We start from the raw sequence: 19014 nt of genomic DNA on the forward strand, positions 1-19014 counted from the left end.
TGTCAACCAGCCGAACGCGGCAGCCAATTAGGCTAGCTGCAAGCCCACGGCTTTAGCTGTTGGGTAGTTGACCTCCGCTACTAGTTTGTAACGGATCAACAAGTTTATTCTTGTTTTTAAGAAGAGGCATCATAAAACAGCCATAAATTACGAAACCTTCGAAATTCTATTTACAACTTTTCCTCCTTATAATAAGATAAAAGCGTACCAATTTTACGGGAGTTGGGAGAATTCATGCTATTTTTTCGACTTTGCTTCGAAAAAATAGTATAGTATTGAATTGAGGGGGTAATACATATGGCAAAACAAGACGTTTTCAACGCACGTTCTTCATTTGAAGTGAACGGTAAAAAATATAATTATTACCGTTTACAAGCACTTGAAGAAGCTGGGATCGGTAACATCTCCCGTTTACCGTATTCAATTAAAGTATTGCTAGAATCGGTACTTCGACAAGTAGACGGACGTGTGATCACAAAAGAGCACGTCGAAAACCTTGCAAAATGGGGAACACCGGAGATGAAAGACATCGATGTCCCATTTAAGCCGTCGCGCGTCATTTTGCAAGACTTTACGGGTGTACCAGCAGTTGTTGACTTAGCATCGATGCGTAAAGCGATGGCGGATATGGGCGGAGATCCATATGAAATTAATCCGGAAATTCCGGTTGATCTCGTTATTGACCACTCTGTGCAAGTTGACAGGGCCGGAACGGACGATGCGCTTGAATACAACATGAACTTAGAGTTCCAGCGCAACGCAGAGCGTTATAAATTTTTAAAATGGGCGCAGAAAGCATTTAACAATTATCGGGCTGTTCCGCCAGCAACCGGAATTGTCCATCAAGTAAACTTAGAATACTTAGCTAATGTCGTTCATACTGTGGAAGAGGAAAATGGAGAATACGTAGCGTTTCCAGACACTCTAGTCGGTACGGACTCCCATACAACGATGATTAACGGCCTTGGCGTTCTCGGTTGGGGTGTCGGCGGAATTGAAGCAGAAGCTGGCATGCTCGGACAGCCTTCATACTTCCCTGTACCAGAAGTAATCGGTGTCCGTTTGACTGGAAAATTGCCAAATGGCACAACAGCAACAGACCTTGCTTTAAAAGTAACGCAAGTGCTTCGTAAAAAAGGTGTTGTCGGCAAATTCGTTGAATTCTTCGGACCAGGTGTGGCAACATTGCCGCTTGCAGACCGTGCAACCATTGCAAACATGGCGCCAGAATACGGTGCAACATGCGGTTTCTTCCCAGTCGATGCGGAAGCGCTTGATTATTTGCGCTTAACGGGCCGTGATGAGCACCATGTACAAGTGGTTGAAGCATACTGTAAAGCAAACGGTTTATTCTACACACCGGATGCTCCAGAGCCAATATTTACGGATGTTGTAGAAATTAACCTATCCGAAATCGAAGCAAATCTTTCTGGACCGAAACGTCCGCAAGACTTGATTCCGCTTTCGAAAATGAAAGAAGCGTTCCGTGAAGCGGTAAAAGCTCCGCAAGGAAACCAAGGCTTCGGTTTAACAGAAGCGGATCTCAATAAAGAAATTACGGTAACGTTAAACGGCGAAGAAGTAAAAATGAAAACAGGCGCCGTTGTGATTGCAGCGATTACAAGCTGTACGAATACGTCGAACCCGTACGTATTAATCGCTGCTGGTTTAGTAGCGAAAAAAGCGGTGGAAAAAGGATTGCAAGTTCCGAAATATGTGAAAACATCGCTTGCGCCAGGTTCGAAAGTCGTAACGGGTTACTTGCGGGATTCCGGATTGCTTCCATACCTTGAAAAAATCGGCTTTAATATCGTCGGTTACGGATGCACGACATGTATTGGCAACTCCGGACCGCTTGCGCCAGAGCTTGAAAAAGCGATTGCGGAAAACGACTTGCTTGTGACAAGCGTACTTTCCGGTAACCGTAACTTTGAAGGCCGCATTCATCCGCTAGTCAAAGGCAACTACTTGGCATCGCCGCCGCTTGTTGTCGCATATGCGCTAGCAGGTACGGTAGACATTGACTTGTTAAAAGATCCTATCGGCAAAGATAAAGACGGCAATGACGTTTACTTTAACGACATTTGGCCTTCGACGGAAGAAATTAAAGAAATCATTAAGCAAACGGTCGTACCGGAATTGTTCCGCAAAGAATATGAGCGCGTGTTCGATGGAAATCCGCGTTGGAATGAAATCGAAACGACAGACGAACCGCTTTATCAATGGGATGAAAACTCGACTTACATTCAAAATCCGCCGTTCTTTGAAGGATTATCTCCGGATGTTCGCAAAGTCGAACCGCTTAAAGGCTTGCGCGTCATCGGAAAATTCGGCGATTCTGTCACAACCGACCATATTTCGCCGGCCGGAGCGATCGGTAAAAACACGCCAGCTGGCCAATATCTCATCTCTAAAGGTGTCGAACCAAAAGATTTCAACTCTTACGGATCTCGCCGTGGCAACCATGAAGTCATGATGCGCGGTACGTTTGCGAACATTCGCATTCGCAACCAAATTGCTCCTGGCACAGAAGGCGGTTATACGACTTACTGGCCGACAGGCGAAGTCATGACGATTTATGATGCTTGCATGAAATACAAACAAGACGGCACAGGGCTTGTCGTTATTGCCGGCAAAGATTACGGAATGGGAAGCTCCCGTGACTGGGCAGCAAAAGGAACATTCTTGCTTGGCATTAAGACAGTCATCGCGGAAAGCTTCGAGCGCATTCACCGTTCGAACCTTGTATTGATGGGCGTATTGCCGCTTCAATTCAAAGAAGGGGAAAACGCAGAAACGCTAGGTTTAACGGGCAAAGAAGTGTTCGAAGTGCATATTGACGAAAACGTCAAACCGCGTGATTTGATCAAAGTAACGGCAACAAATCCAGATACAGGAGAAACAAAAGAATTCGAAGTAATCGTTCGCTTTGATAGTGAAGTCGAAATCGACTACTATCGCCATGGCGGAATTTTACCGATGGTGTTGCGTGAAAAACTCGCAAAAACAAAAAAAGTAAAATAAAATAACGAAGCAGGCTCTTACTTGCCAAGAGCCTGCTTTTTTTATTTTGTATTCGATTTTTTTGCTGCATTTTCTAGTTGGCTTTTTGGATCCGGAGTAAATGCCGCATCTTGACCGAACCCTTGTGGATTCACGCCAGGAGCTTTTGTCCCGCGGTTTTTGCCGCCATTCTTTGTCATCGCGCTCACCTCCGTGGCATAGTATCACCTTTATTGCACAAAAATATGAAACAAAAAAAGAAAATCACTTCGTTTGTCTTAGTGAGTTAGCCTCCGTTTTGCACGCCGCCATTTTTCGAGCAGTAATGGGAAGCTCCGCGAAAATCATTCCGCACAAAATGCCGATGCAGCCGATGATTGCGGAAGCCGTTAGCTGTTCTTTCGCCCATATGTATGCGGTCAGCGCGGCAAATACAGGCTCCATCGCAAAAATAAGAGCGACGCGGGTAGCTGTCGTATATTTTTGAAAGTTGGTTTGAATTAAAAACGCTGCCGTTGTCGCAAGCAATGACGTAATGAGAAGGGCTGTCCATACTTCACGTTTTTGTAAAATCGCCACATTCCACATTTGCGTTTCGTCTTCAAAAAGAAAGGCAAAAATCGTACACATCACCGCAACGGTGAAAATTTGCGTCATTGTTAATAACATGGTGGAATAACGCGCCGAATATTTTCCTGTAGTAATGATGTGCATCGCAAACGAAATCGCGCAAAAAAAGACAAATACGTCTCCGCGGTTTAACATCCATTTGCCATCGCCGATGGTTAAAAAATAAAGGCCGACTGCCGCTAACACCGCACCAATGGACGCATTGACGGATGGTTTTTGTTTTAGAAAGAGAAAAGAAAATAACGGCACGAGTACGACGCTAAGTCCGGTAATAAATCCCGCTTTTGACGAGGTTGTGTATAGTAAGCCGACCGTTTGAAATGCATAGCCGCTAAACAGCCAAAACCCCATCCATATACCGGCGCGGGCAAGCGGCAAGGTATAATGACGAAAAAGCGAACGATGAAAAATGATGAGCCATAAAAATAAAAATAATCCCGCCAAAATAAAGCGAATCGCGTTAAAAGAAAGGGGCTCAAGAAAAGAAATCGCGTTTTGCACGATGACAAATGTTGCCCCCCAGACGAACGTGACGGCAAGAAGGCTAAAATCCGCTATCCACTGTTTTTTCAATCCAATCCCCCCGTTTTGTTCATTTTGTTGCATCATTTCCGCTTCACTTTTAATAAATTATAGTCGAACGGTAGTGTATCACAAATGTATGAAAAAGAACACACTTTTTTGAAAAATTATACAACAATATAGAAATCAATGAAACATTATGCAAAAAACGTTGATACAGCAACAAAAGCTGCATAATAATAGGTAATGAGGAAACAAAGCCGCTGCTATACATGTTTTTTGAACTATATTGTGTATAATACAAAGTAAGATATAGATTGTACACGGAATTGATTACGGAAGGGTGACGAGGGCTTGGACGTCATGATTCAATGGACATATATTACGCCGAAAAAACGGCAAGTGGTACTTACTTCCGATTTTTTACCCGCTGAAGAAGCGCTGCGATTCGCTGAAGATTTTGAAAAAACAGGCCGGGTAAAGGAAATATGCTTTATTGACCAAAATAATGTCATATGGTCGAAAAAAGAACTAAATAAGTTATTGAAAGAAATTGAAACCGAACCGTACGATGTCATTGCTTACTTTGACGGCGGCTTTGATAACGAGACATTGCAGGGCGGAGTCGGAGTGGTGATTTATTATAAGCAAAACAATGAACAATATCGTCTTCGCGCCAACCGCCAGCTTGATGAACTGAAGTCGAATAACGAAGCGGAATACGCCGCGTTTTGGTTTTTAATGCAAATGCTCGAGGAGCTCGGTGTTCATCATTTGCCGGTTATTTTCCGAGGCGATTCACACGTCGTCTTGAAGCAATTGTCTGGCGATTGGCCGTGTTTTGAAGATGACCATAACGCATGGCTGGACCGTATTGAAGAAAAGATCAACGAATTAGGAATTCAGCCAATTTACGAGCCGATTTCACGCAAGCAAAATAAAGAGGCCGACCAGCTTGCCCGTCAAGCGATGGAAGGCCAAACGATTACTAGCATGATGGAACTTACAGAGAAAGGGTAGGCAATGAAATGAGAGAGAAAAAAGTGAACAAACGAAAGGAAATATTAGATAAACTAAATGAATTACAGCAAATGTATTGTGACGGCTGTTTTTTAAAAAGCACATTTCGAAAAGAGTACGGCAAAACATATGCACAATCCTTTTGTATTAACCAATGCACGGTCGGCGAAAAAATGCAGCAGTATGGAGCCATGTTGCTTGCAACTTCTTCCCGTTCATCAAAATAACGTAAAAAAGGGACTTCATCAAATAAGAGAAGTCCCTTTTTTGCGCAGCGTCTTATGTTAATGCAGCGCCTCGTTTAATTGATGTTCCGCCTTAGCAAGCTTCTTTTCATAATGGGATAAAAATTCTTCATCAACACCGGTTGCTTGCTCGCGAGCGCGGGAAAGCTGAGCGTGCGCGTTGGCGATCGCTTGTTTGGCGCCTTCAAGCATGTCTTTGTCCAAGCCCATCGTCGCTTGACCTACCATTTTTTCCGCTGTTTCCACAAACATTTCTACTTGTTTTAAATCGTTATAGCCAGAATGAATGTCACGTTCCATTTGCAAACACCTCCTAGCGGATAGTGTTTGTCAAATAGGAAGGAATATGCGCATAAAAAACAAAAAAGACCAGCGTGTTGCCGGCCTTTTTTGTTTCACTTACGTTCTTTCGTTTATGTCAACGAACGCCTTATAATTTCACAACGTTAGCAGCTTGAGGTCCACGGTTTCCTTGAACGATTTCGAAAGAAACTTCTTGACCTTCTTCCAAAGTTTTGAACCCTTCACCTTGGATCGCTGTGAAGTGAACGAATACGTCAGAACCGCCTTCTACTTCGATAAAACCGTAACCTTTCTCATTGTTAAACCATTTAACTTTACCGTGTTGCATAATACTGAATTCCTCCTAATACCTTTAGCCCTCAGGCTAACTTAAAGATTTTTTATCAAATAACGGAATATACTTCACAGCCATCTAAGGTGAGCAAACATGATGAATGCTTGAAATATATTCTGTTATATGATGACTCTACTATACACTAATGTAAGGGCATCGTCAAGAAAAAGAAGGCGAAATTCAGAAAAAAATTATAAAATGTTAAAAAAACAGGGATTTTCCGCTCGCGTCTCGAAATAGTTTGGTTAGAAAGCAAAAAAGTAAGAATGAATGGAAGAAATATACCATACATTGGAATAGTAGGAGCGTAAAGGGGGATGAATGGGATGTACCGCGGAAAAATCGCTGGTAAAGAAGTGATCGTTCGTTTAGGAAATCGGGTCAGTCGGCGTTATTTTTCCGATAACAAAATTTACAACATGGTTCTTTCTTATGGTGAAACGGCGTTTAAAAAAGGGCAAGAAACGTTTTGCATTTATAATGACCGCATTGGCTTAATTGTCGCAGAAGTGGAAAGAAACGATATTCCAGTCATTCGTATCGACTATATCATTGAAAACGAAAATGTATATGAATAATAGTTGACAAACAGGACACAACGCTATAACTTAATTGTAAGCGGTATCAAAATAGGGTTTTTCTGCAAAAGCATATAGTCATGAAAGTCCAGATATGGTGTTGAACCGAGCCGACAGGGCGCATAACCCTAGTAAGGTGTTTGCCCAGGATGTTTATCGGACTGCACGCAGGTGTTGAAAAAACTCTTTAGTACGTCAGAATCTGCCGACTTTAGTCGCGCAGAGGTTCAGGGATAGACGTAACAGACCTTTGCTTCCATAAGGCATAGGTCTGTTTATCTTTATAATAGGCAAATGATGAAACAACATTCAAATCTGCATCGTACTATAGGATGAACAACAAGAACAAGAGATAAGAGGTGTAGCATATGTTATTGCGTAAAATGATGTCAAGAATCGGAGTCGGATCGGCGTATGTCGATTTGATTTTAAATAAAACCACATTTCAGCCAGGAGAGTGCATTGAGGGAATTCTTCATATTCTCGGCGGCACGGTGGAACAAAAAATTGAAAAACTGGATGTAGAATTTATCCAAAAAACGCTGCGCGATGGGAAAGAAATCGATAATGTCATCGCAACAATTCCGGTTGCAGGAGCGTTTCAGATCGAGGCAGGACAAAGGAAGCAGATACCGTTTACGTACCAGATACCAGATTCGCTTCCTCCCTCACAGCCTGGAATTTCGTATCGGTTTATCACCCGCTTGGATATTGAGGATGGAGTGGATACGCTAGATTTTGACTATATTCAAATTTTGCCGAGATAAATAAAAGTTGTAAAAAATCTATTGACAACGCTTACATTTTCTATTAACTTTATAAGTAAGTTAATAATGGTGGCGGAGATGTTGGAGACCCACACATATTCCCTTTTTTCAGAGGGAAAATGTGTGGGTTTTTGTGTTTTCCGCTGGAAAATGTAACTGCTTTCAAAAAAGATGGTGTTTTGCCTCCGGAGGGATAAAGCAGGGAAGCAGTTACAAAAGTTATGTGACAAGGGGGAAGAAGAATGACCGCGTTTGTTGCAGAACTTGTTGGAACTGCCTTACTTATTATTTTTGGCGGCGGGGTCTGCGCAGGAGTAAACTTAAAAAAATCATTTGCGCACAACTCTGGCTGGATCGTGATTACCATGGGATGGGGGCTTGCTGTTGCAATAGCGGTATATGCGGTTGGCCAATTTAGCGGCGCTCATTTAAATCCAGCGCTAACGCTTGCATTAGCGTTTAACGGGGATTTTCCATGGGCAGATGTGCCAAAATACATTGCCGCACAAATGCTTGGTGCAATGATTGGCGCTGTCATTGTATATCTTCATTATTTGCCTCATTGGAAAGAAACGGACGACCCTGGCGCAAAACTTGGCGTATTTGCAACAAGTCCTGCTGTTCCAAACTATTTCGCAAACTTAATCAGCGAAATAATTGGCACGTTTGTATTAGTGCTTGGCATTTTAGCCATTGGCGCCAATAAATTTGCCGATGGGCTAAATCCATTTATCGTCGGGTTTCTTATTGTCGCCATTGGTCTTTCCCTTGGCGGAACGACAGGATATGCCATTAACCCGGCGCGTGATTTGGGACCGCGCATTGCTCACTTTTTGCTCCCGATATCGGGAAAAGGGTCGTCTAATTGGTCTTACGCATGGGTTCCGGTTGTCGGACCGATTCTTGGCGGTTCGTTTGGCGGTTTATTTTACAAAGCTGTCTTTCTAGGAAAAATGACAGCGGAATTTTGGTATGTGCTTATTGCTATAATAGTAGTACTCGCACTGACATTCATCAGCCAAGGAAAAACATCGAATAGCTATAATAAAGCAAAAAATGCATTCATGTAATTAGGAGGGGGAATTAGTGATGGAACGATACATTTTGTCACTGGATCAAGGAACAACAAGCTCACGGGCGATTTTGTTTAACAAAAATGGCGAAATTGTTCATATCGCGCAACGGGAATTTAAACAATATTTTCCAAAGCCAGGCTGGGTCGAACATAACGCGAATGAAATTTGGGGCTCGATTTTAGCGGTAATTGCTACCGTCTTGTCAGAAGCATCGGTGCAGCCGGAGCAAGTAGCAGCCATCGGCATTACGAACCAGCGGGAGACGACGGTCGTATGGGATAAACATACGGGGCTGCCAATTTATAATGCCATTGTTTGGCAATCTCGACAAACGGCCGATATTTGCGAACAACTCAAACAACAAGGATATGATGACTTATTCCGCAAGAAAACAGGGTTATTAATTGACCCTTATTTTTCCGGAACAAAAGTAAAATGGATTTTAGACAACGTCGATGGAGCGAGAGAGAAAGCGGAAAAAGGAGATTTGCTGTTCGGTACGATCGACACATGGCTCATTTGGAAACTTTCCGGCGGACGCGCACATGTGACGGATTATTCAAACGCTTCACGGACGCTTTTATTTAATATTCATACATTACAATGGGATGATGAGATTCTAAATATTTTAGGCATTCCAAAATCAATGCTTCCAAAAGTGCGCCCATCCTCGGAAGTGTACGCTAAAACGATACCACATCATTTCTTTGGTGTCGAAGTGCCAATCGCTGGAGCGGCCGGCGACCAGCAAGCAGCGTTGTTTGGCCAAGCGTGCTTTGAGGAAGGAATGGCGAAAAACACATATGGCACTGGCTGCTTTATGTTGATGAATACAGGGGAAAAAGCAGTACAATCGAAACATGGCTTGTTAACAACGATCGCATGGGGAATCGACGGAAAAGTCGAATATGCGTTAGAAGGAAGCATTTTTGTTGCCGGCTCGGCGGTTCAATGGCTTCGCGATGGGCTTCGCATGATTAAGAAGGCGTCAGACAGTGAAACGTATGCGGAAAAAGTCGATTCGACGGATGGCGTTTATGTGGTACCGGCATTTGTCGGCCTTGGAACACCGTATTGGGATAGCGATGTACGCGGCGCGGTATTTGGTTTGACACGCGGTACGACAAAAGAACATTTCATTCGCGCAACATTAGAATCGCTTGCATATCAAACAAAAGATGTATTAGCAGCGATGGAAGCGGATTCAGGTATTGCGTTAAAAACGTTGCGCGTCGACGGCGGAGCGGTGAAAAACAATTTCTTAATGCAATTCCAAAGCGATATGCTCGGCGTTCCGGTAGAACGTCCAGTCATCAATGAAACAACGGCGCTTGGCGCAGCATATTTAGCAGGCCTTGCCGTCGGTTATTGGAAAGACCGCAAAGAAATCGCATCTCAATGGCAATTGGAACGTCAATTTGAACCGCAAATGGCAAAAGAGAAACAAGAACAGCTATATGCAGGCTGGAAAAAAGCAGTGAAAGCCGCGATGGCGTTTAAATAAAAGTATGTAAAAAGAGGCTCTTCCATTTGGAAGCGAGCCTCTTTTTGCATTATCATGCAAAAACTATATTTCTGTATTTTGGGTTTATGTTTGTTCATCGTTTATGTGGCAACTTGAATATGTTCCGTTATCCGACGATAAAAAACCGTATGCCTATTTGATATAAAATAAAACTATGTGCTAAATAATCAATCGGAATTAAGGGAAATTATACATAAATAACAAAAAGTAGTTGAATTTGTAAAAATACTGTAATAAAATATTAATAAAATTTAAAAATTTAATAAATTAAATTTAATCAAAAATATTATAGAAATAAAAAGGGGGGAATATATTGACCGGAAAACCAATCTTAGAAATAGATCATTTACGCGTTTCGTTTCGAATTCAAGATCAGTATTATGCAGCGGTTGATGATGTTTCCCTTACGGTGAATGAAAACGAAGTAGTGGCGATCGTTGGAGAGTCGGGGTGCGGAAAAAGCGCTCTGGCACTTGCAGTGATGGGACTGCATCCGCCACAAAAGACAAAATTGGAAGGAAGCATTACATTTAAAGGAACGAATTTATTATCGTTATCTACTTCACAGTTGAACAAAATTCGCGGTAAAGACATCGGAATGATTTTCCAAGACCCATTAACGGCATTGAACCCATTGATGACGATAGGACGACAAATTGAAGAGAGCATGGACTATCATACGAAATTATCCTCGGCGGAAAAACGGCAGCGCACGTTAGAACTGTTAAAGCGTGTTGGCATTCCGAATCCGGAAAAAACATATCATCGTTACCCTCATGAACTTTCAGGGGGAATGAGACAGCGGGTTGTGATTGCGATCGCCATTGCTTGCGAACCATCGCTTATCATTGCAGATGAGCCGACAACTGCCTTGGATGTGACGATTCAAGCGCAAATTATGGGACTATTGAAAGAACTGCAGCAACAAATGAAAACCGGCATTATTTTGATTACCCATGATTTAGGGGTAGTTGCGGAAATGGCCGATCGCGTAGCGGTCATGTACGCTGGGGAAATTGTTGAACTGGCAGATGTGGAAACATTATTCCACCATCCGCTTCATCCATATACACGCTCATTATTGCAGTCGATTCCTTCCGCGCAAACCCGCAAGGAAAAACTTCACGTCATTCAAGGAATTGTTCCTTCCTTGCAAAAAATGCCGCGGACAGGCTGTCGATTCAAATCGCGAATTAGCTGGATTGATGAGTCAAAACATGAACCAAATCCAATTTTGCGAGAAGTCGAACCAGGACATTGGGTTCGCTGCACATGTTATCAGCATTTCTACTTTCCACATGATCATATAGGGGACGTGGGCCATGGCATTTCTTAAAGTCAATCATTTAAAAGTGTATTATCCAGTACGCGGAGGATTTTTTCGCCGCATCATCGATTATGTGAAGGCGGTAGACGATGTTAGCTTTGAGCTGAGGCAAGGAGAAACGTATGGGCTTGTCGGAGAGTCAGGATGCGGAAAAACGACGACGGGGCGTGCGATTATCGGGCTCATTAAAGCGACAGCAGGCGAAATTTTATTAGAAGGCACCGATTTAACAAAACTAAGCCGCAGGCAGTTTTACCCGTATCGAAAAGACATTCAAATGATTTTTCAAGACCCGTATTCTTCGCTGAATCCGCGCAAACGTGTGCTTGATATTATCGCCGAACCGATCCGCAATTTTGAAAAGCTATCGCCGCAAGAAGAAAAACGGAAAGTGCAATATTTTATCGAAAGAGTAGGATTGAATCCAGAGTCGATTTATAAATATCCACATGAGTTTTCCGGAGGACAGCGGCAGCGGATTGGCATTGCACGGGCGCTTACGCTCAATCCAAAGCTCATTATTGCCGATGAGCCAGTGTCCGCATTGGATGTATCGGTGCAGGCGCAAGTGTTAAATTTTATGAAAGAGATTCAAAAAGAATTTCAGCTTACCTATTTATTTATTAGCCATGACTTAGGCATTATCCGCCATATGTGTGACCGCATTGGTATTATGTATCGCGGCAGATTTGTCGAAGAAGGAACGAGCGAAGAAATTTTTAATAATCCGCAGCACATTTATACAAAGCGTCTCCTTTCGGCAATTCCAAATGCGGATCCGCGCCAGAGAAAACAGCAGCTTAAGCTTCGCGAAGAAGTCGAAAGGGAATACAAGCAGTCGTACCATCGCTATTTTGATGATGAAGGCAAGGCGTATCCGTTAAAGAAAATCTCCAAGACGCATTTCGTTGCGATTCCGTAAAGAGGGGAAGACGACACGATGCTGAAATTTATATTGCGACGAATCATGATGATGATCCCCCAGCTATTTATTTTAAGTGTTCTCGTATTTTTGCTGGCAAAGGCGATGCCGGGGGATGCATTGACAGGACAATTGGCAGGAAATCCAAAAATGGATGCGCAAACATTAGAGGAAATGAAAGAAAAGCTCGGACTTAATGATCCGATACATATTCAATATGTACGTTGGATTAAAAACTTGCTGCATGGAGATCTTGGCATGTCCTATACTCATCAGCAGCCTGTCAACGATTTGCTAGCTGGGCGAATGTGGAATACGATTTTGTTATCTGCTGCGATTTTGATACTAACGTATATGATCGCGATTCCTTTAGGAATTATTTCGGGAAGATGGACCGACTCTTGGGCGGATAAGTTAATCGTTGGATACAGCTACGTTAGCTTTGCAACACCGTTGTTTATCTTTGCGTTAATTATGTTGTTTATTTTTGGGTTCAAACTAGGATGGTTTCCGACGGGAGGAAGCGTCGATATTCAAGTGGAAAAAGGAACGTTTGACTATTATATAAGCAAGCTGAACCATCTTTTGCTTCCGGCTCTGTCTGGAGCGCTGATCAATACGGTCGGGACGATTCAATATTTGCGCAGTGAAATTATCGATACAAAGCTGAAAGATTTTGTTAAAACCGCGCGCGCAAAAGGAGTGCCGGAATCAAGCATTTATTGGCGCCATATTTTACGAAATTCGTTTTTGCCGATTGCTGCTTTCTTAGGATATGAGATTACAGGATTAATTGGCGGATCGATCTTCCTCGAATCTATTTTTAGTTATCCAGGGATTGGACAATTGTTTTTGCAATCAATTCTGCAGCGGGATTACAGCGTTGTCACCGCGCTCGTGATGATTTCCGGCCTTGCTACCTTAATCGGGACGCTTTTATCCGATATTATCTTAAGCGCTGTTGATCCACGTATTCGCATTGAGTAATAGAATGGGGGACACAATGATGAAAGCGGAACTAGGCGATATCCATGCAAAAAATGAAAAAAGTCCTTCAAGTCTCTCTATTATGTGGCGTGAATTGGTGAAGGATAAGTTAGCTTTTGGTTCTCTCATTCTTCTTTCCTTGATTTTGATCATTGTATATGGAGCTTCATTATTATTAGACCAAGACGAAATTGTCAAAGTGGACTTGCTGGCTATCTACTCCCCGCCGTCCGCAGAGCATTGGCTCGGCACGGATTATGGGGGAAGGGATATTTTCGGGCAGCTTATTATCGGTGCAAGAAATTCATTTACCATTGGTTTGGCAATCACGCTGATCACTGGTTTGATCGGGCTTACGGTTGGCCTTATTGCCGGATATTATGGGGGAGTTATTGATAATATTATCATGCGTATTATCGATTTTATCCTTGTGCTGCCATTTTTAATGATTGTGATCGTATTTGTGGCGATTGTCCCTAAATATAATGTTTTTACGTTTATTCTCATTATGAGTGCCTTTTTATGGACAGGAAAGGCGCGGCTTATTCGAGCGAAAACGCTGGCGGAGAGGGAATTGGACTACGTAAGTGCATCGAAAACGCTCGGTACGCCAGATTGGAAAATTATTATTTTTCAAATTCTACCTAATTTAAGTTCGATCATCATCGTAAACTTAACATTAAACCTCGCCGGGAATATTGGAATTGAATCAGGCTTAAGCTATTTAGGCTTTGGATTGCCGGAAAGCACGCCAAGTCTAGGGACGCTGGTCAGCTATGCGATGAATCCGGATGTTTTGCAAAATAAATGGTGGGTTTGGCTGCCAGCATCATTGCTTATTTTAGTAATGATGTTGTGTATAAATTTTATCGGCCAAGCGTTAAAACGCGCGGCGGATGCAAGACAACGATTAGGATAAAGGGGGAGAAAAACAGTGAGAAAAAAATGGCAGTGGAAGTTTTTTGTAGCGCTCGTTGTCCTTTTATTAGGATTAACGGCGTGCAGCAGCAACTCCACAAACAACAAAGACAGCAAAAATCAAACGGCGCAAAAGGAAGACATCAGCAAATTCCCAATGACCGTCAAAAATGACGGGAAAATCGTAGATGGTGTATTAAAATACGGATTAGTATCCGATACACCATTTGAAGGAACGCTTAGCTATGCGTTTTACAAAGGGCAACCGGATGCAGAAATTTTGCAGTTTTTCGATGAATCACTTTTCCGTACAAACGGAGACTATGAAATTACGAACGATGGCGCGGCGACATACGAACTTTCCGATGATAAAAAAACGATAACGATCAAAATTAAAGATAATGTCAAATGGCATGACGGTGAGCCTGTGAAAGCGGAAGATTTAGAATACGCTTACTTAGTCATCGGCCATAAAGATTATACGGGTGTCCGCTACGGAGATGCGCTCATTCAAGATATTGTCGGCATGGAGGAATACCATAGTGGAAAAGCGGACAAAATCTCCGGAATTAAAGTCATTGATGACAAAACACTAACCATTACATGGAAACATGCCAATCCATCTGTGCTGACAGGCATTTGGGCCTATCCGCTCCCAAAACATTATTTAAAAGATGTTCCGATTAAAGATTTGGCGAAATCGGATAAAATCCGCAAAAACCCAATTGGTTTTGGTCCATTTAAAGTGAAAAAGATCGTTCCAGGCGAATCGGTGGAATTTGTTCGCAACGATGATTATTGGGATGGAAAGCCGAACTTAAAAGGGGTTATTTTAAAAGTTGTCAGCCCGCAAGTCGTATTGCAAGCTCTTAAAAAAGGCGAGATTGACATTGCGGAATTCCCGACAGATCAATATGTCAGCGCAAAAGGGACGAAAAACATTCAATTTGTCGGCAAAATTGATTTAGCTTACAACTACATCGGGTTTAAACTTGGCCACTGGGATGCGAAAAAACAAGAAAATGTCATGGATAATCCAAAATTCCAAAACAAAAAGCTTCGCCAAGCGATGGCATACGCGATTAATAACAAGGAAGTGGCTGACAGACTTTATCACGGGTTGCGCTTCCCAGCGACAACATTAATTCCGCCATCCTTCCCAGGATACCATGATAAAAACGCCAAAGGATATACGTATGATCCAGAAAAGGCGAAAAAATTGCTGGATGAAGCAGGATATAAAGATGTCGATGGCGACGGCTTCCGTGAAGATCCAAACGGCAAGAAGTTTACGATTAACTTCCTGTCAATGAGCGGCGGGGATATTGCCGAACCGCTGGCGAAATTTTACATGCAATGCTGGAAAGATGTCGGCTTGAATGTGCAGCTAGTCGATGGACGTTTGGCAGAGTTCAATTCGTTCTATGACATGGTACAGAATGATGACCCGAAAGTCGATGTGTTCGCCGCGGCGTGGTACACTGGAACCAATGTGGACCCGTATGGATTATATGGACGCGATGTGATGTTTAACTATTCTCGATGGGTGAACGAGAAAAATGATGAATTGTTAGAAAAAGGACATTCCGAGCAAGCATTCGATAAAGAATACCGCAAGAAAATTTACAACGAATGGCAAGCGCTGATGAATGAAGAAGTACCTGTCATCCCGACTCTGTACCGCTCGATTATTTATGCGGTAAACAATCGTGTGAAAAACTTTACCGTCGACCCTAGCTCAAAATTAACATGGAAAGATGTTGGTGTCACTTCCGAAAAACCAGAAGTAGCGCAATAATAAAAAGAGGGGAGAGCGCCTTTGCTCTCCCTTCCTCGTTTGTGAAAATCAAAAAATGATTGTCATCACAATGGCACCATGATAAGATAAAAACAAACTGCATACAGTCTTATCAAGAGTGGACGAGAGATCGGGCTCTATGACTCCACAGCAACCTGCGTATTACGCAAGGTGCTCCAACCCGCAAAGCGTCTTTCGCTTTGGATGATAAGAACGGTTACCCCCTTTCGCATCATTCATGGCGAAAGGGGTTTTTATGTATGTGCAAAGAAGGTGGTGGGAATGTCGATTGCGCGAAAATGATTTGATTCGCAGCTATATGGCGGCGCACTTAACGGTAGCATCGTTTGCTTCCCATGTCGCCCGTTGTGTCCAAAAACAGCTTTTGCAATTTGACCGACAGGCAGCGATTCATTTTGATAGCAGCCAAAATGTTTTCCATCTATACGGATATACGCAAGGGAAGATGTTTTCGCTTCTTCTGACATTTGCGGAAGTGGAAGAATGGAAAGCTGCTGGCCCTTATGCGCTTGACCGCTGCATTTTCTGTGAATTAGAGGAAAAAGGAATTTCGATCGTACATATGACTCCATATTTGCGGTCGGTATTTTCACAATCTTGAAAATAATGAAAAAAGGGGAGAAACATAATGGCAGTAAAAAAATTTGAACACGTCGGCATTCAAGTAAAAGACATCGAAACATCGAAAAAGTTTTATCAAGAGGTAGTCGGATTGGAACTACTTAGCGAGATGACGCATACGAACGGTACAATGAAATTGGCGTTTTTAGGATTGGATGGCTCAGTCATTGTCGAATTGATCGAAGGGTATAATCCGAATTTGCCGACGGAAGGAAAAGTGCATCACGTCGCCTTTACCGTTGAAGGAATTGAACAAGAAAAAGAACGGATTCAATCGCTCGGCGTTCCGCTTGTATGGGAAGAGATTACGACGCTGCCAAACGGGGCGAAATATTTATTCTTCCTTGGACCGGATGGTGAATGGATCGAATTTTATGAACCGGCTAAGTAAAACGAAACCGCTCTGTTTTAGTTTCGAACAGAGCGGTTTTTCCATGGCGTTTCGGTGATATATGGGAATTTTCGAAACACCCATTTCAACACGTTCGGCACGACGATAATGACAAGAAGAAGACGTACAAATTGCAAGGAGCTGACAATCGCTGGATCTCCTCCGACCGTTTGCGCCGTTAATACCATTTCCACAAGTCCTCCTGGCGCAAGACTCAACAGCGCGGTCGACAGCGGAAGATCGGTTAATTCCGCAAATACGTAGCCGAATCCGAACGATAGAGCAATTAATACTAACGCAAGCAAGAAATATACCCAGCTAAATTTTCCGCCAAGCTTAATATCTTCTAAGGTAATGCGTTCTCCCATGTTTATTCCGACACTAATTTGCGCCAAAATAATCAACCATACAGGCAGTGGCGGTAAGTTCACCCCGGCCACATGCATCACTGCCGTTACGGCAAGCGGTCCAACGACGTATGCTGCCGGAATGATGTTTCGTAAAAGAAGCGCACCGAAAATACTTAACAAAAACCAAGTGTAATGACCATCGAAAGAAGAAGCTGCCGCCTGAGCGGTTGTGCTCCCTGACGACGCATCTCCGCTCAACCAATGGACAACGACCGTTGGCACAAGAAAAACGACCGTTAATAAACGAATCGTTTGGAAAATGGTTACTAAAGCAGTATTCGCGTTCAACGACTCACTTGCGGCAACCATTTCCGACAGCCCGCCAGGAACAGATGCAAACACACTTGTCACTTTATCAATATGTGTCCATTTCGTCACCGCGATGCTGTTTATAATGTTAATAACAATTAGCAATACGGTGGCAACGAGAAACGGAACAATATATGGCGCAATCGTTAATAGCGTTTCTTTTGTAAACGACAGTCCAAAATAAGTGCCAAACACAATCAATCCACTATTCGACAACGCTTTCGGCGCCGCTACTGGGCGCTTGATGACCGTTTTCCAAACAAGCATTCCAGTAATGGCTCCGAGCATCCATGGAATTGGGGAATGGAGACGATAAAACAGCAAACCGGTCAGTCCTGCGACGATATATGTTTCTAACACTTTCATTGCTGTAGTCCTTTCCATTCTCTGTAAACCTATCACTATTGTAAAGAAAAATAAACGAAAAAGGAAGTAATGTGCTCATTGTGATATACTGAAAAGGAAAGGGGAGGGAGAAATGATGGAAGAACAAGTAAAACATGCCATTCAAGATGAATATCCAGAGGAATTTGCCTGGTGCTACGGATGCGGGCGGCTGAATGAGCACGGCCACCATTTCCGCACCGGATGGCAAGGGGAGAAAACGGTCACGATTTATACGCCACGTCCCGAGCATATCGCTATTCCTGGTTTTGTTTACGGCGGGTTGATTGCGTCATTAATCGACTGCCACGGAACTGGTTCCGCCGCACTGGCGCTGCATCGCAAAAACGGACACGAACCAGGAGATGGAGAAGTGCCACCGCGGTTTGTAACTGCTTCTTTGAACGTAGAGTTCTTGAAACCGACGCCGCATGGAGTTCCGTTAAAGGCAATCGGTACGGTCGAAGAAATTCATCCGAAAAAGTGGAAAGTAAAGACGGAAGTATTCGCCGATGGAGAACTTTGTGCGCGCGGTGAAGTCGTGGCCGTTGTGATGCCGAAGACGTTTGGGCAAAAATAGCGCGCCCATTGACAAACAAAAAGCAGGAGGCCATCCTGCTTTTTTATCGTTAAGGGGCTGCGCAATATTCATGAATAAAAAATTATGCGTTTTGATCCCATTTTCGTTGACCCGACACAGTAAAGCTCGTGGATTGCTTTGTATTTGTGATGGGAAAAAGAATGGCGCGGTTTGATTTCGCAATGGCAAAACGAATGGTAATAATGATAAGTTCACTAGTTATTAGAAACAATCCTATTATTTTCGTATAAAGAACACTAAAAATAGGCGGCAAAACAAGAAGGAAATAAGGGAAGTGGGAGAGAAAAGAGGAAGAAGGGACATCATTTACGAGACGGGGATA

General features: G+C 43.0%; 20 protein-coding genes and 1 riboswitch. Of the genes, 15 read left to right on the top strand and 5 right to left on the bottom strand.

Going from position 1 to position 19014, the window contains the following annotated elements; all coding sequences use genetic code 11:
* Nucleotides 1–297 precede the first annotated feature (297 nt).
* Nucleotides 298–3024 carry an aconitate hydratase AcnA gene (acnA, locus tag DCC82_RS08605; protein ID WP_097354368.1) on the top strand — a complete coding sequence of 909 codons (2727 nt, stop codon included), beginning with the start codon at nucleotides 298–300 and terminating at the stop codon, nucleotides 3022–3024.
* 41 nt (nucleotides 3025–3065) lie between these two features.
* On the opposite strand, the gene sspL is transcribed toward acnA, so the two are convergent.
* Nucleotides 3066–3203 (bottom strand): small, acid-soluble spore protein L, encoded by a 138-nt coding sequence (gene sspL, locus DCC82_RS08610; RefSeq protein ID WP_015863582.1) that lies wholly within the window; start codon nucleotides 3201–3203, stop codon nucleotides 3066–3068.
* Nucleotides 3204–3267: 64 nt separating this feature from the next.
* Nucleotides 3268–4206, bottom strand: a complete 939-nt coding sequence (locus tag DCC82_RS08615; RefSeq protein ID WP_081189030.1) for a DMT family transporter — start codon at nucleotides 4204–4206, stop codon at nucleotides 3268–3270.
* Between the two features lie 303 nt (nucleotides 4207–4509).
* On the opposite strand from DCC82_RS08615, the gene DCC82_RS08620 reads away from it, so the two are divergent.
* Entirely contained in the window at nucleotides 4510–5175 is a 666-nt protein-coding gene (locus DCC82_RS08620; protein ID WP_097354369.1) for a ribonuclease H family protein, read from the top strand.
* An 8-nt stretch (nucleotides 5176–5183) separates the two neighbouring features.
* Nucleotides 5184–5402, top strand: a complete 219-nt coding sequence (locus DCC82_RS08625) for a zinc-finger domain-containing protein (protein ID WP_097354370.1) — start codon at nucleotides 5184–5186, stop codon at nucleotides 5400–5402.
* A 57-nt stretch (nucleotides 5403–5459) separates the two neighbouring features.
* Here the strand turns inward: DCC82_RS08625 and DCC82_RS08630 are convergent, their stop codons facing one another.
* Together DCC82_RS08630 and cspD are read right to left on the bottom strand one after the other, a co-directional pair.
* A complete protein-coding gene (locus tag DCC82_RS08630) occupies nucleotides 5460–5720 on the bottom strand; it encodes a DUF2564 family protein (RefSeq protein WP_097354371.1) in 261 nt (86 codons plus the stop codon).
* Between the two features lie 130 nt (nucleotides 5721–5850).
* Complete coding sequence (gene cspD, locus DCC82_RS08635; protein ID WP_015863587.1) at nucleotides 5851–6051, bottom strand: cold-shock protein CspD; 201 nt, start codon at nucleotides 6049–6051, stop codon at nucleotides 5851–5853.
* A gap of 332 nt (nucleotides 6052–6383) precedes the next feature.
* Here cspD and DCC82_RS08640 point away from each other — a divergent pair, with 332 nt between their 5' ends.
* The 11 genes from DCC82_RS08640 to DCC82_RS08690 all read left to right on the top strand — a co-directional run bounded on the left by DCC82_RS08640 (nucleotide 6384) and on the right by DCC82_RS08690 (nucleotide 16988).
* The gene (locus DCC82_RS08640; RefSeq protein WP_015863588.1) at nucleotides 6384–6635 is read left to right on the top strand and encodes a hypothetical protein; all 252 of its coding nucleotides are present in this window, start codon (nucleotides 6384–6386) and stop codon (nucleotides 6633–6635) included.
* Nucleotides 6636–7003: 368 nt separating this feature from the next.
* On the top strand, nucleotides 7004–7402 hold the full coding sequence (locus DCC82_RS08645) for a sporulation protein (RefSeq protein ID WP_062753258.1): 399 nt from the start codon (nucleotides 7004–7006) through the stop codon (nucleotides 7400–7402).
* 242 nt (nucleotides 7403–7644) lie between these two features.
* On the top strand, nucleotides 7645–8472 hold the full coding sequence (locus DCC82_RS08650; RefSeq protein WP_097354372.1) for an MIP/aquaporin family protein: 828 nt from the start codon (nucleotides 7645–7647) through the stop codon (nucleotides 8470–8472).
* Nucleotides 8473–8491: 19 nt separating this feature from the next.
* Entirely contained in the window at nucleotides 8492–9982 is a 1491-nt protein-coding gene (gene glpK, locus DCC82_RS08655) for a glycerol kinase GlpK (RefSeq protein ID WP_097354373.1), read from the top strand.
* A 334-nt stretch (nucleotides 9983–10316) separates the two neighbouring features.
* Nucleotides 10317–11339 (top strand): ABC transporter ATP-binding protein, encoded by a 1023-nt coding sequence (locus DCC82_RS08660; RefSeq protein WP_015863592.1) that lies wholly within the window; start codon nucleotides 10317–10319, stop codon nucleotides 11337–11339.
* A complete protein-coding gene (locus DCC82_RS08665; RefSeq protein WP_015863593.1) occupies nucleotides 11326–12252 on the top strand; it encodes an ABC transporter ATP-binding protein in 927 nt (308 codons plus the stop codon). The genes DCC82_RS08660 and DCC82_RS08665 overlap by 14 nt, the downstream gene beginning before the upstream one ends.
* Before the next feature lie 18 nt (nucleotides 12253–12270).
* Nucleotides 12271–13239 (top strand): oligopeptide ABC transporter permease, encoded by a 969-nt coding sequence (gene opp4B, locus DCC82_RS08670; RefSeq protein ID WP_097354374.1) that lies wholly within the window; start codon nucleotides 12271–12273, stop codon nucleotides 13237–13239.
* A 16-nt stretch (nucleotides 13240–13255) separates the two neighbouring features.
* On the top strand, nucleotides 13256–14158 hold the full coding sequence (locus DCC82_RS08675; RefSeq protein ID WP_015863595.1) for an ABC transporter permease: 903 nt from the start codon (nucleotides 13256–13258) through the stop codon (nucleotides 14156–14158).
* Nucleotides 14159–14173: 15 nt separating this feature from the next.
* Nucleotides 14174–15955 (top strand): oligopeptide ABC transporter substrate-binding protein, encoded by a 1782-nt coding sequence (gene opp4A / locus DCC82_RS08680; protein WP_097354375.1) that lies wholly within the window; start codon nucleotides 14174–14176, stop codon nucleotides 15953–15955.
* A gap of 106 nt (nucleotides 15956–16061) precedes the next feature.
* Nucleotides 16062–16169, top strand: a riboswitch (SAM riboswitch).
* A 75-nt stretch (nucleotides 16170–16244) separates the two neighbouring features.
* A complete protein-coding gene (locus tag DCC82_RS08685) occupies nucleotides 16245–16577 on the top strand; it encodes a hypothetical protein (protein ID WP_015863597.1) in 333 nt (110 codons plus the stop codon).
* Nucleotides 16578–16604: 27 nt separating this feature from the next.
* Nucleotides 16605–16988 carry a VOC family protein gene (locus DCC82_RS08690; RefSeq protein WP_015863598.1) on the top strand — a complete coding sequence of 128 codons (384 nt, stop codon included), beginning with the start codon at nucleotides 16605–16607 and terminating at the stop codon, nucleotides 16986–16988.
* Between the two features lie 17 nt (nucleotides 16989–17005).
* Here DCC82_RS08690 and DCC82_RS08695 read toward each other — a convergent pair whose 3' ends face one another.
* Nucleotides 17006–18091, bottom strand: a complete 1086-nt coding sequence (locus DCC82_RS08695; protein WP_233252952.1) for an AbrB family transcriptional regulator — start codon at nucleotides 18089–18091, stop codon at nucleotides 17006–17008.
* Between the two features lie 97 nt (nucleotides 18092–18188).
* Here DCC82_RS08695 and DCC82_RS08700 point away from each other — a divergent pair, with 97 nt between their 5' ends.
* The gene (locus DCC82_RS08700; RefSeq protein ID WP_041269624.1) at nucleotides 18189–18671 is read left to right on the top strand and encodes a PaaI family thioesterase; all 483 of its coding nucleotides are present in this window, start codon (nucleotides 18189–18191) and stop codon (nucleotides 18669–18671) included.
* The last annotated feature ends 343 nt before the right edge of the window (nucleotides 18672–19014 follow it).

Origin of the sequence: Geobacillus sp. LYN3 (genome assembly GCF_003064505.1) — a bacterium.
Lineage (GTDB): Bacteria > Bacillota > Bacilli > Bacillales > Anoxybacillaceae > Parageobacillus_B > Parageobacillus_B toebii.